At 40.3% G+C, this 13,605-nt stretch carries 12 protein-coding genes; 9 read left to right on the top strand and 3 right to left on the bottom strand.

Annotated elements, in window-relative coordinates; translation table 11 throughout:
- Window position 1 precedes the first annotated feature (1 nt).
- From EMK97_RS08435 to EMK97_RS08395, 9 genes are all read left to right on the top strand, one after another.
- Window positions 2–721, top strand: a complete 720-nt coding sequence (locus EMK97_RS08435) for a M48 family metallopeptidase (protein ID WP_130601202.1) — start codon at window positions 2–4, stop codon at window positions 719–721.
- Window positions 722–1,118: 397 nt separating this feature from the next.
- The gene (locus EMK97_RS08430) at window positions 1,119–1,484 is read left to right on the top strand and encodes a response regulator (RefSeq protein ID WP_130601200.1); all 366 of its coding nucleotides are present in this window, start codon (window positions 1,119–1,121) and stop codon (window positions 1,482–1,484) included.
- On the top strand, window positions 1,481–2,089 hold the full coding sequence (locus tag EMK97_RS08425; protein WP_130601198.1) for a chemotaxis protein: 609 nt from the start codon (window positions 1,481–1,483) through the stop codon (window positions 2,087–2,089). Before EMK97_RS08430 ends, EMK97_RS08425 begins: the two co-directional genes overlap by 4 nt.
- Window positions 2,089–3,081: a GGDEF domain-containing protein gene (locus EMK97_RS08420; RefSeq protein WP_130601196.1), complete on the top strand. Its 993-nt coding sequence runs from the start codon at window positions 2,089–2,091 to the stop codon at window positions 3,079–3,081. Before EMK97_RS08425 ends, EMK97_RS08420 begins: the two co-directional genes overlap by 1 nt.
- A gap of 301 nt (window positions 3,082–3,382) precedes the next feature.
- Entirely contained in the window at window positions 3,383–5,869 is a 2,487-nt protein-coding gene (thrA, locus tag EMK97_RS08415; protein WP_130601194.1) for a bifunctional aspartate kinase/homoserine dehydrogenase I, read from the top strand.
- Window positions 5,851–6,864, top strand: coding sequence for a homoserine kinase (gene thrB / locus EMK97_RS08410; RefSeq protein ID WP_246028915.1), 1,014 nt, complete (start codon window positions 5,851–5,853; stop codon window positions 6,862–6,864). The genes thrA and thrB overlap by 19 nt, the downstream gene beginning before the upstream one ends.
- Before the next feature lie 30 nt (window positions 6,865–6,894).
- On the top strand, window positions 6,895–8,211 hold the full coding sequence (gene thrC / locus EMK97_RS08405; protein ID WP_130601192.1) for a threonine synthase: 1,317 nt from the start codon (window positions 6,895–6,897) through the stop codon (window positions 8,209–8,211).
- Window positions 8,212–8,217: 6 nt separating this feature from the next.
- A complete protein-coding gene (gene ung, locus EMK97_RS08400) occupies window positions 8,218–8,901 on the top strand; it encodes a uracil-DNA glycosylase (RefSeq protein ID WP_130601190.1) in 684 nt (227 codons plus the stop codon).
- A gap of 76 nt (window positions 8,902–8,977) precedes the next feature.
- On the top strand, window positions 8,978–9,277 hold the full coding sequence (locus EMK97_RS08395; RefSeq protein WP_246028914.1) for a hypothetical protein: 300 nt from the start codon (window positions 8,978–8,980) through the stop codon (window positions 9,275–9,277).
- A gap of 51 nt (window positions 9,278–9,328) precedes the next feature.
- Here EMK97_RS08395 and EMK97_RS08390 read toward each other — a convergent pair whose 3' ends face one another.
- From EMK97_RS08390 to EMK97_RS08380, 3 genes are all read right to left on the bottom strand, one after another.
- Window positions 9,329–9,904, bottom strand: a complete 576-nt coding sequence (locus tag EMK97_RS08390) for a GNAT family N-acetyltransferase (protein WP_130601188.1) — start codon at window positions 9,902–9,904, stop codon at window positions 9,329–9,331.
- Window positions 9,905–9,945: 41 nt separating this feature from the next.
- Window positions 9,946–12,414 carry an Ig-like domain-containing protein gene (locus EMK97_RS08385; protein WP_130601186.1) on the bottom strand — a complete coding sequence of 823 codons (2,469 nt, stop codon included), beginning with the start codon at window positions 12,412–12,414 and terminating at the stop codon, window positions 9,946–9,948.
- A 119-nt stretch (window positions 12,415–12,533) separates the two neighbouring features.
- Complete coding sequence (locus EMK97_RS08380; RefSeq protein WP_130601184.1) at window positions 12,534–13,496, bottom strand: D-2-hydroxyacid dehydrogenase; 963 nt, start codon at window positions 13,494–13,496, stop codon at window positions 12,534–12,536.
- Window positions 13,497–13,605: the final 109 nt, after the last annotated feature.

Raw genomic sequence — 13,605 nt, 5'->3', positions numbered from 1 at the left:
CTTGAATTATCGTTTAATTCGCAGTAAGCGTAAAAGTATTAGTTTACAGGTTAAAGCGGGTCAGGTTATTGTTCGCGCTCCTGTGAGTGTTGCAAAGTCAACCATTGATGGCTTTGTGCAGCAAAAGAGCGCTTGGCTCACTGCAACCTTAGATAAACAATTAATACTAAAACAAGACGCTTGTAACTTTATGGCAGGTGACCATGTTTTGTATTTAGGAAAGCCTTGTCTTATCCAGGTTAACTTTAGTAAAAAAACAGCCGTTGATGTATATGCTACTGATGCTAATGACACTGCAATGCTAGTTTCGCTAAGTGAACGAATGCAAGTGAAATGTCAAAGTGATGCTGAAAAGGCTAAACAGGTTAAAAAGCAATTGGAATGCTTTTTTAAAGAGCAAGCACAAACGTTATTTAATCAGCGTGTCGAATACTGGTGTCAACTTACGCAACTATTTCCTACTAGTTTGAATATTAGGCAGTACAAGGCTCGGTGGGGTAGCTGCAATAGCCGCAGCGAAATCAGCCTAAATTATTTACTTATTATGGCTCCTGTGTGGGTTATTGATTACGTTATTGTTCATGAGCTTTGTCATTTAAAGCACTTAAATCATTCCGCACAATTTTGGCAACTGGTTGCTAAATATTACCCCGACTTTAAAAAAGCTAAACAGTGGTTTAAAGATAATCAAGCAAAATTGGTTTGGCAGCTTACATCTTAATACTATGCGTTGACAAATGTTAACAGCGCAACATCTTACAGTCTTTCATAATCATCGTATCTAGTTTTAATATACTCTAACGGGTATGAGGGATAAGCGATGAAAATTACCTCTTACAATATCAAAATGATAACCTTATATAGCTTATCAGCAGTGATCTCGATACAAATCTTAAGCTTTATACTTTAGCCTTTGAGATGCTCTAAATAAGATATTGCTACATCTATCTATTTTTTGGCCCCAAATTGTACTGACAGGTTTTAGAGCAATTAGTCTCATAATGTAAAACTTTGCTTGAATAATTTGTTAAAAACTTGCAATTGGTCATTAACAATTCAACTGATTTAGGGTAAATTATCAGCATTAAAATAATAATAGTGCAAGGATTTCCCTTCTTATGAGCCCATCGGTGCTTATTTGCGATGATTCAAACATGGCGCGAAAGCAAGTGCTTAAAAGCCTTCCAGAGCAGTGGCGTGATAACGTGCAAACTGCAACAAATGGTGCTGAAGCGCTAACTATCTTGCGTGGTAACACCATAGATGTTCTTTTTCTTGATTTAACTATGCCGGGTATCGATGGTGTTGGTGTTTTACAAGGAATAGAAAAACTTAACGTAAACTGTAATGTTTTTGTTATTTCTGCGGATATTCAACCTGAGATGCAAAGTAAGGTATTAAACCTTGGTGCAAAGGAGTTTATACGTAAGCCGGTAAAACCAGATGTGTTACAAAACCACCTGCAAGAGCACGGTTTATTATGAACCCATTTCAATTAACAGAAGATCAGCAAGACTGCTTACAAGAGCTTATTAATGTCGCTATGGGGCAAGCAAGTGATCAACTCGCTCGTTATTTAGATACCTTTGTTTATCTAAAAGTACCAAGCATTGAAAGTGTTAACGCTGATAATTTATCTCGCTCTATCGACCAACATCAAGCAACGGTTGCTGTAGTAAGCCAAGGCTTTTTTGGTTATGAAGGTATTCGGGGTGAGGCCTTACTGATTTATCAAGATGAGGATTCAGAGCGCATTGCTGATTTATTGGGTTATGAACCTGATGAGTTATCACAAGATGAGCAACTTATTGATATTAGTTCAATACTCACGACGACGTTTTTGAATGTCTTTGCTAGTCAAATTGATAACCAGATGTCTTACAGTGCGCCTAAGTTATTACCTAGCTCGCAAAATAGTTTATCAACCCACCTTGAGCAAATGACCTTTAGTTGGGATTTGGCGCTGAAAGTAAATATTCACTATCAAGTAACAGATTATTCTTTTAACTGTAATATGGTGTTGTTAATTCCTGAAACGGCCATTAACAATATTAAAGTGGTTTTAGACAGGATTTTGGAAGAGTTCTAATGAGCAGTATTGAAAATGACTTTCTAAAGAAGCTATCTGAACAGGCCTCAAGTCAAATAACAGACCAGCTCAATACTGGTATTCTGATTTTAGATAGTCAGTTTAATATTGTCATGTGGAATCGCTTTTTACAGGTTCATTCTGATAAGGCGGTAGCTGCTAATATTGGCAAGTCGGTCTTTGAGGTTTTTTTAGAGCTACCACAGCGTTGGTTAACGCGCAAACTAACCAGTGTGCTACAACTGAAAACGCCTAACTTTTGCTCTTGGCAGCAACGTCATCATCTATTTGAATTACCGCATACCCGCCCAATTACCACAGACAGTGAGTTTATGGCGCAAAATTGTACTTTTTTGCCGATGGAAACTGACGGTGAGGTAGAGCATGTTTGTATTTTAATTGAAGATGTTACCGATGTTTGTCATTACCAAGGGCAATTGCAACAAGCGCTCGACAAGTTAGCCATGATCAGCCGTATCGATGGTTTAACTCAAATTTATAATCGTAAGCATTGGCAAGAGTCGTTAGCGCAAGAGTTTGCTAAAGCTAAACGTCATGACAAACAAGTGTCTTTGATCATGTTTGATCTTGATAACTTTAAGCACCTTAATGATCACTATGGCCATCAAGGTGGCGATAAAGTATTAATTGATGTCAGCGATACTGTCAGTAACTTACTGCGTGTTGAAGATATTTTCGGCCGCTATGGCGGTGAAGAATTTGCCATTGTTTTACCTGAGACTAATTTAGCGGGGGCACAAGAGTTAGCTCAACGTATTTGTAAAACCTTAGCTGTTACGCCAATGCATTATAAAGACTCAGTATTTAATATTTCTGTTAGTGTTGGTGTGGCGGAGTTAAAAGACTCTGATACTGATTATGAGAGTCTCATTTCAGTGGCTGACAGTGCTTTGTATTTGGCTAAGTCAAATGGTCGAAACCAAGTTTGTACGGAATTAGATCTCGATTCGACGCAGCAAAAGTCTGCATAAAACGCTCAAATCAGTATATTTTTTCACTTTAGTAAAGTTATAGTGAATAAACTATAACTTTTTATTCGCTTTTATTTATCATTAATTGTTGACACTTAACCACGCATAAGGCATTTTAGAGTAATGAAACTAATTAAGCGCCAGATTACCATTATTATTACAACCACCACCCGAATTCGGATGGCGGTCGCTGGCTAACGTGTAAAAAAAGTTTATTTTATTCAAGCCCGTGACCTGCAAAGGTGACGGGCTTTTTGTTTTGTACGATTTAAAAATTCTACTTTAAGAAAAGGGAAACATAATGCGTGTATTAAAATTTGGTGGTTCATCTCTTGCCTCGGCTGAACGATTTCGTCAAGTTGCAGATATCATCAAAGAAAAATCAACCGAGTCAAACCTAGCTGTTGTGGTTTCAGCTCCGCAAGGCGTAACCAATCACTTAGTGGCTATGGCTGAAAACATTAGCGATGAAGCTAAATTAGTCACCGATTTAGGCCATTTTAAACGCGCAATTACTACCATTATTGAAGATTTATCAGCGAGTATTAATAACTTTAATCATCAGCACTGTGAGCAGGCGCTAACTAACTATGAACATCAGTTAGAACGCTATATGCAAGGGGCAACTATGTTGTCTTATTGCCCAGATCATATTCGTGCACGCATTATCAGTACCGGTGAACGTTTAAGTGTTGCTATTTTAGATGCCGTATTACAAGCATCTGGTTTGCAAGTTTCACTGATATCACCAGAAAAGTTTCTATTTACCAATGACTCATCACTCAATGCAGTCGCAGATTTAGTGCTATCAAAAGAGAAGTTTGCTAAGCAGTACGACAAGTTAAGCTCAGTGGCGCTAATGCCAGGTTTTATCGGTGTTAATGCTGAATCTAGTAGTGAAAACCCTGAAGTAACTACACTAGGTCGCAATGGCTCTGATTACTCTGCGGCGGTATTAGCTGTATGTGCTGAGGCTCAGTGTTGTGAGATTTGGACAGATGTTGATGGCGTTTATAATGCTGACCCGCGTATGATCAAAGAAGCTAAATTATTAGATTACTTATCGTACCAAGAAGCGATGGAGCTTTCATACTTTGGCGCAAGCGTACTGCACCCGAAAACAATTGGCCCAATTGCGCAATATCATATTCCTTGCTTAATCAAAAATACCAGTAACCCAGCCGCACCTGGTACGCTTATTTCAAATGAAAGTGATCAACAAAAGCGCGTCAAAGCCATTTCTAATCTTGATGATTTAACTATGGTTAATGTTTCTGGCCCTGGCATGAAAGGTATGGTGGGTATGGCGAGTCGTGTCTTTGCCACCATGAGTCGTGAAAATATTTCTTTGGTGTTGATCAGTCAGTCTTCTAGTGAATACTGCATTAGTTTTTGCATTTACTCACGTGATGCCGAACGAGCTAAACAAAGCTTACAGGAAGAATTTGAACTTGAATTACTTAACGGTTTATTAGAGCCAGTGGTATTGCAGGATAATTTATCTATTGTTTCACTTGTTGGTGATGGTATGCATCATCAGCGTGGTGTTGCAGCTAAATTCTTTAGCTCGTTAGCACAAGCACGAGTGAATGTTGTTGCCATTGCGCAGGATTCATCAGAGCGCAGTATTTCAGTGGTGATTGAGCAAAGAAAATGTACTGATGCCATGAAAGTGAGCCATCAGAACTTTTTCTCACATAAACCAACCATTGATGTCTTTTTAGTTGGTTGCGGTGTTGTTGGTAGTGAATTGATTGCGCAAATTTCAAGACAACAAGCCAGTTTAAAAGAGCAAAACATCGCCTTAAAAGTTTATGGTTTAGCTAATAGTAAAGGTATGGTTTTTGATAAAAACGGTATCGAGTTAGACAACTGGCAAGCCGCTATGGAGCAAGGCATTGAAGAGGGTAAGGCAGTGCCAGTGACAGTGGAGAATTTAAAAGCCTTTGTTCGTGATAATCATTTAATCAACCCAGTGTTTGTTGATTCAACCTCTAATGAAGCCTTAGCCATGAGTTATGTTGATTATTTAGCAGAAGGTTTTCATGTAGTGACACCAAATAAAAAGGCGAATACCGATTCATGGCAATATTATCAAGCCTTGCGTGAAGCGGCGCAGCAAACTAATCGTCGCTTTTTATATGAAACAACTGTTGGCGCTGGTTTACCGGTTATCGATACTTTGCAAAGCCTAATCAAAGCAGGTGATGAACTACAGCGCTTTGAAGGTATTTTATCAGGCTCATTATCTTATATCTTTGGTAAATTAGATGAAGGCATGGCGTTATCAGAAGCTACTGCTATCGCGAAAGAAAATGGTTTTACCGAGCCAGATCCGCGTGATGATTTAAGCGGTATGGATGTTGCGCGTAAGTTACTGATTATGGCGCGTGAAGCTGGTATGCAGTTAGAGCTTTCAGATATCACTATCGAATCAGTGTTACCAAATGATTTTGATGCCAGCGGTGATGTCAGTGAATTTATGGCGAACCTGAGTAAAATTGATGGTGCTTTTAGTGAGCGTATTGCCAAAGCAAAAGCAGAAGGAAAAGTACTGCGTTATATAGGTAATATTATCGATGGTAAGTGTCAGGTTGCTATTGAAGCCGTTGGGCCAGAGCACCCGCTTTACAGTATAAAAGATGGTGAAAATGCCTTAGCCATTCACAGTCGTTATTACCAACCATTACCTTTTGTTTTACGTGGTTATGGTGCTGGTGCAGCTGTTACCGCTGCTGGCGTATTTGGCGACTTATTAAGAACTTTAGCATGGGAGCAACAGCACTAATGTCAGTGAGTAGTAATAGTGTTTCGGTTTTTGCACCGGCATCAATTGGAAATGTGAGTGTAGGTTTTGATGTTTTAGGCCTTGCTGTTAAACCCGTTGATGGCACCTTATTAGGTGATGTAGTTACGGTTACTCAGGTAGATGAAGAAAGCAGCTTAACTGTGCTTGGTCGTTTTGCTGATAAATTACCGAGTAACAAAGAAGATAATATTGTTTGGTCATGTTTAATACTGTTCAATCAAGCTTTAGAGCAGGCCAATCAGCAAGTGGTTAATGTTGCCCTAACTTTAGATAAGAAGATGCCCGTAGGTAGCGGTTTAGGCTCGAGTGCTTGCTCTGTGGTTGCTGCATTAGCAGGGCTTAATGCCTTTTATCAAAATCATCATAATTTTAGCTTTAGCAAAGAGCAGATGTTAAAAATGATGGGGCAGATGGAAGCGCAAATTAGTGGTAGCCTGCATTATGATAATGTTGCACCGTGCTATTATGGCGGCTTGCAATTGATGGTGCCAGATGAAGAGATAATTTCGCGTGCACTACCAAGTTTTGATGATTGCTATTATGTAATGGCTTACCCAGGTATTGAAGTTTCTACCAAAGCGGCAAGAGATGTTTTGCCTGTGCAATATAGTCGCGCTGATGTTATTCGCTATGGTCAAAATCTGGCAACCTTTGTTGATGCTTGCCATCGTCAAAATAAAGCACAAGCCTTTTCAGTACTTACCGATGTAGTGGCGGAGCCTTATCGCAAGGAATTATTGCCTAAGTATGAACAAGCCCATGATTATTTAACATCTCAAGGTGCGCTTGCTGTCGGGATATCTGGCTCAGGGCCAACGCTATTTTGCGTTGTCGATGATAAGCAGCAAGCTGAAACCTTTGCTCAATGGCTAAACGAACATTATCTACAAGAAGTAGACGGGCAAAGTCATGGCTTTGTTCATGTTTGTAAAGCCGATAACACAGGTGCTGCAGAGCTTTTGGCAGACTCGTAAAGAATAAAAATCCGAATAGGAAAACAACTAGTGAAATTTTATAACTTAAAAGAAAATGATGAACAGGTAAGCTTTGCTGGTGCGGTTAAGCAAGGCTTAGGTAAAAACCAAGGTTTATTTTTCCCACAATCAATGCCTAGCTTTGATGAGCAAACCATAAATAAACTATTAGCAATGCCATTTGTAGAAAGAAGCGTACAGGTGTTGCACCCGTTTGTGGAAGAAGATTTATCAAAAGCTGAGTTAACAGAAATTGTTACTGATGCTTTTAACTTTCCTGCTTTGTTGCAGCCTATTAGTACTGATCGGGCAATATTGGAACTATTTCATGGGCCAACTTTAGCATTTAAAGACTTTGGTGGCCGTTTTATGGCTAAGTGCTTACAAGCATTTTGCGCTAAAGAAAGTGAAAAAACCGGTGTAGAGAAAAAGTTAACCATATTAACAGCAACATCAGGTGATACTGGGGCGGCGGTTGCTCATGCCTTTCACGGTATAGAAAATATTCGTGTTGTTATTATGTACCCTAAAGGCAAGATCAGTCTGCTGCAAGAGAAAATGTTTACTACCTTAGGTGGTAATATTGAAACCTTAGCCGTTGATGGTAGTTTTGATGATTGCCAAGCCATGGTAAAACAAGCTTTTGATGATAAAGAACTTGCCGATACCATTGGCTTAAACTCAGCTAACTCTATCAATATCAGCCGCTTATTAGCACAGGTTTGTTACTATTTTGAAGCCGTAGCTCAGCTGTCACGTGTTAAATCCGATTTAAGCCAAATTGTCTTTTCAGTGCCAAGTGGTAACTTTGGTAATTTAACCGCAGGTTTATTTGCTAAGGCGATGGGCTTACCGATTAAACGTTTTATAGCGGCAACTAATGCTAATGATACCGTACCTCGTTATTTAGAAACGGGTGAATGGCAACCGCATGATACGGTAGCAACAATTTCTAATGCCATGGATGTGAGTAATCCAAATAACTGGCCGCGCGTTGAGCATATGCTTAAATCAGGCTTAGTTGCACAAGATTGTGTTTCATCTGTATCAATCGATGAAGAACAAACGCAATCAACTGTCATTCAATTAACTAAGCTTGGTTATATCAGTGAACCACACGCCGCGGTTGCTTATAAAGCCTTGCAATATAGCGTACAAGAAGGTGAGTTTGGTGTCTTCTTAGGTACAGCGCACCCGGCTAAATTTAAAGAAGTCGTGGAAAGTATTATTGGTCAACCAATTAGTTTACCTAAAGAGTTAGCTGATTGTGCAGGTGAGCCGATTTTATCTAAAGATATGGCGTCTGATTTTGGCCAGTTACGTGATTACTTATTAGCTGCGGTTTAATGTTTAATGACCATTAAAGCAAGTTGGCAGCAGCTGATAGCTGAGCAAAAGTCGCAAGATTACTTTGCTCAGCTGCAAGATGAAATCGCATCTCGTCGAGGGCAAGGTATTACCGTCTTTCCAGCAGAGCAAGATGTTTTTAATGCCTTTAGCTTTTGTGAGTTAGCTGAGGTTAAGGTGGTGATTTTGGGGCAAGATCCTTATCATGGCCAAGATAAGGGCATCACTCAAGCACACGGTTTGGCCTTTTCAGTACAAAAAGGCGTAAAACCGCCACCTTCACTGGTAAATATCTATAAAGAGCTTGTCACTGATATTGACGATTTTACCGTCCCTGAACATGGCGATTTAACTGCGTGGGCTGAGCAAGGTGTTATGTTGTTAAATACTGTGCTAACAGTTGAGCAAGGTCATGCTCATTCCCATGCCAAGTTAGGTTGGCAACACTTTACCGATGCTGTTATTCAAACCATTAACAGTCAGAATTCAGGCTGCGTGTTTATTTTATGGGGAGCGCACGCCCAGAAAAAAGCCAAGATGATAGATCAAAATAAGCATTTAGTGCTTGAGGGGCCACACCCTTCGCCACTATCAGCATATCGAGGCTTTTTTGGTTGTCAGCACTTTTCTAAAGCTAATGACTGGCTGCGAGCTCGTGATAAAGCGCCGGTAAGTTGGTTACTTGAATAACATACCATAAAGGCTTGTTTTGTTCGTTTTTGTGCTATGTTTAAGGTGTGATGATTTTTTACTTTTAGGATACTAGATGATGGCTATGGATGTTGATTTTACCCGCTTTGATGAATCGGTTCAGGCCATATTTACATGTTTGCTTGCAAACTACCCTGTCGCTAGTCCAATAGGCTTTGCTGATGTATTCCCTCAAGAGCAAGCTGACACAGAAAAAAGAGAAGCACACATAGGCGTTATTGCTTATTTAAAGCATGAAAACTTAATTGCCCATGAAACGGGCAGTGCTTCTTCTTTTATCCTGACAAAAAGTGGTTTGGCATTAATTGGTAAAGATATGGATAGTCACATTTGGAATTTATTAAATGACGACTAAGTTGGAATTTCACTTTAAGTCTAAAACCTAACTAAGCACAACTAAGCAAAATTAAGCAAAGTAAATAATCATTTCTGCCGCTTCACACTGGCAATCAAAGCCACATAAAATACAGTTATAGCCTTGCTTACTTTCTTCATTCCATTTACCTGCATGTGACGCTACATGCTGAGCACCACAGCGAGTAAAATAGTTTACCGCGCTGTTATTCGGGCTTTGTTTCCATAAGTGACTAATGCCAGCTTTTGCCCCTTGCTTTTTCGCCGCTTCAATGGCTAATTGTAAGAGTTTTTTCCCTATGCCCAGGCCACGGTAGTTTTCATCAACAGTATTGCATTTAAAGTAGCAACAGCTAGCGGCGGGCACTTGCCAAAGAGCAGGGCTGCACCATTTATCAATAGGCCAGTTGTTAGCGGCAAAGGTAATGCGAAAACCAACCAGTTGGCCATCGAGGTAAGCGACAAAGCTAGTATTAACTTCTTCACCGTTTTGTGAGCTAATACCTTTACTTGTCCATTGACGAATTTTCTCATCGGTTAAGTAACCATCGCCATGAACTTGGTTGCCTAGCTTAATAACCGCGGAAAAATCTTCAACGGTTAGTGGCTGGTAAATTACTTCACTCATAGAAAGAACACTGCCTCACTCACCTGCACCTTTCTTACTTATTATAGCAAGTTGGCACTGGTCGTTAGGCTCGTTACTAAGCCTTTAGGAGAGGCTACTTTAATGGTAATAATAGCCAAGTCTGCATTACCACCGGCTTCATTAATTAACCAGAATTTCATAGATGCGCTACCTTGGCGATTATTGTTGCCTACGGTGTAAGTGGTATCACCTTGTAGCTCACCTGCGCTTGCCTCTACTGTGACTGTGGTACCAAAAGGCATAGTCTGACTAGGGATACCAGTATCAGCAAAGTTAAAAGTAAATTGCTGGAAACTACCGTCAGCAATATCAGGAATATCAACACTTGGCTGACCAGAGTTATTCGCATAAACCTCGCTGCCATCATCATTGGTTAAGCTATAGATAGAACCTGAGCTAGCCATAATTAGGACCAGAGACTTTCTTACATGAATAGAGCGCTTATCTTCTTGGGCACACTTTGAGCCTTGACATTGCGGGCCATTAAATAAGTTGTCTTCGTTATCGAAGCGTTTATCATTATCGAAATCAATAAACTTTTCACCGACTTCATACAGGCAGTTTTCATTATCATCACGCCATGCTTCTGACATATCTAAAAAGCCAGAGGCTTGTGCTGGATATGTACCAAAGCCTGAGGCGACATTGAAGGTGCCATAGCCTTCATCATGGCGGCATTCGTCATTGTTAATAATGGCGCTGCCATCGGCATCATCAAAGGTGTTGCTACCATTGGTATCAAAGAAGGTTTCATGCCCTAATGCGGTCGCTAAAATAGTAACACGGTGGTTAGCTACTCTTGGTTCGGCACTTTCCCATTCAACAGAGCAGCTACCGTTGCTTGTTTGACAACTTGGCTCAATTAAGCCACCTTCAGTAGTAAAGTTGATGGTGGTGCCATCAGGTACTGGGTTATTAAAGTTATCGGTTAACCAAGCTGTGATTGTTGATGTTTCACCATTGTAGCTATGCGCTTCAGGGTTTAACACACTGGCGGCGATTGTCATTGAACGCTGCTCTGGTAAGCCTGTGTTGATAGATAATAAATCTGACTGACTTTTTACTGAGATCTCTTCACCTGCAACTGTCATATTAGCAACTGCAGTAACCCTAACGGCAGTCGGCACCGAGCCTGCGGCAACTTGTGTGGTAATTAAGCCTTGGCTATTGGTAAAGCCCGATTCGCGGCTAAGTGTTATGCCACCAGCTGTGGTACTTAGGGTAAAAAATACTTCTTGCTGGGCGAGCACATTGCCTAAATCGCTTTTCACTCTAAAGGTTAGGGTAGAGGTTTCTTGCTTATTTTGTCCGCCTGTACCTTGTAGCACAATTGAGGCCGGCTCAGCAGAAACAAACTCAATAGAGCCTAGCTGCTCGCCGCCTATAGTAATGGTTTCACTGGCAGTATTAGTAATGCCATTGACTGCAACCGATGCTAGCATGACATCGTCTGTGCCTGTTGTACCAGCACAGCTGATATCTTCAAAAGTTGAGTTTGCTGTGCCGTTAATGCTTAACACTGACTCATCTATGGTGGCGTTGCCATTTTGTACACAATTTGAAGTAAAGGTAACCGGAATCGGTGTGGTAATTATTGTGCCGGTTTCATCGACAAGATCAACGCTTAACCCTAATGTACCACCAGCGCTGATGGAGTTATCGGCAACGGATAAGGCAATTTTACCTTCGATAAAGTTATTGTTGTCATCAAAGTAGCCAAGTCGAATATCGCTATCAACAACTGAATCTGCGGGCAAAATTTGATAATTAAGAGCGTTACTGATGGCGGTATTGCCACCAGTTGAGTTACTGATGATATAGCTTGAAGTGATAACACCTGCGCCTATAGCCTCGTTTTCACTCAAAAGGGTTACATTGGCAATGCCCTGAGCATTAGTTAATGCGGTTGCTGTGGTTAAGGTGCCAATATCTGCGGTAAAGGTGACAAGTTGATTAGCAATTCCCAGCCCTTGTTCATCTTTTAAAGTGCTGATCACTTGTACTTGTTGGTCGGCTTTAAATTGATTAACTAACTGACCATTTAACATCATGGTTGTGCTAATCGATGGTGGTATTTCAGGCGTGGCATTGTTGACGTACTCAAAATCAATGGCTTGGCCTGTGAGCTCTCCGATACTAGCATTGGCACTGCCTGCACCTAAGGTTAAGTTGTCGTTGGTAAGATAAACTACGGCAATACCTTCGCTATTACTGAGCTTTGCTGAGACTTCAAGCGTACCTATGGTTGAGGTGAAATTAACCGATTTATTGGCAACGGCATTGTTGTTTTCATCAAGCAGCTTAGCTTGTAAGGTGATGGTATCACTTTTATCAAAGCTGCGGGTATTATTACCTTGGCTATCTAAAAGTGAGAATTGAATGCTAGTAACTGTTTTGGGAGCGGTGCTGTCACCACTATCACTGTGCCCGTTACAACCAGAAAGAACAGCTAGACAAACAGAGAACAATACAACGAAAAGCTTTTTCATGCTTTTATTTCCTAAGCTAAGTAATAAAATAACTCGATACTAGCAAGAATAAAGCGCTAGAAAATAAAAGTCCACGATTAACCACTATGTAATTGAAAAGACGCTAATTACCCTATGACTTAATCGAGTAAATCTAGTCGATTTAAGCTTTGCTGGTTGTTAAATGCAGCAATATTGTTAGCTAATAAAGTAATTAAGCGTTGTTGTGCCTCACTACTCGCCCAAGCAATGTGTGCGCTAATCACTAAATTATCCAGGTTTGCTTGAAGTAATGGGTGTTCATTTGCTGGTGGCTCTTGTTCGAGTACGTCGAGCGCCGCAAAGGCAATGTGTTTATTTTTTAATGCATGAAGTAAGTCTTCACTATTGACTAATGCACCGCGCGCTGTGTTAATGAGCATGGCAGTACTTTTCATTTCTAGTAATACGTCGGCATTGATTAAGTTTTCAGTTTCAGGTGTTTGTGGGCAATGTAAGCTAATAATATCAGCTTTTTTAATGGCTTCATGAAAGCTGGTTCGACCGTCGCGAATAGTGCTTGCTGACGGACGCTCGCTGATCATTACTTTCATGGCAAATGCTTTGGCAATGTTTTCCACTGCTTTGCCTAAATTTCCATAGCCAATAATGGCTAAGGTTTTACCAGCAAGCTCTGTTATGGCGTTACCATGTAAGCAGAAAGTGGCGCTTTTCTGCCATAAGCCTTGTTTAGTATTGTTATTATGGCTTTGAATGTTTTGATAATAATTTAATATTTGCGCAAACACGTATTGAGCGACTGATTGTCCGGCATAACCACTGACATTCGTTACAGCAATACCCAGTTCTTTTGCGGCATTGATATCGATATTGTTATAGCCAGTTGCGGCAATGCAAATAAGCTTTAATTTCGGTAGCTGTGTAAGTATGTTTTGATCAAGCACGACTTTATTGGTAATGATGATTTCGGCATGTTGGCAACGGCTAATGACTTGTTCAGCTGGGGTTGTTGGATAGCAAACAAGTTCACTTACCTCGGCTTTGATGGCGTCAAAGGAAATAGTGTCACTAAAGGTTTGTTGATCTAGAAATACCGCTTGCATGTTAACCTCAAATTGTTTGCAAAGAAAAAGCTTCAAAGTGGTTACGCTTTGAAGCTTTCTTATGAACTAAGCCTATAGTAATTTAACTCTTGCTAGATGAGCAAATAGT

Source organism: Litorilituus sediminis (assembly GCF_004295665.1).
Classification (GTDB): domain Bacteria; phylum Pseudomonadota; class Gammaproteobacteria; order Enterobacterales; family Alteromonadaceae; genus Colwellia; species Colwellia sediminis.
The sequence above is the reverse complement of the archived record's forward strand: the minus strand, read 5'-3'. Positions and strand labels throughout refer to the sequence as shown.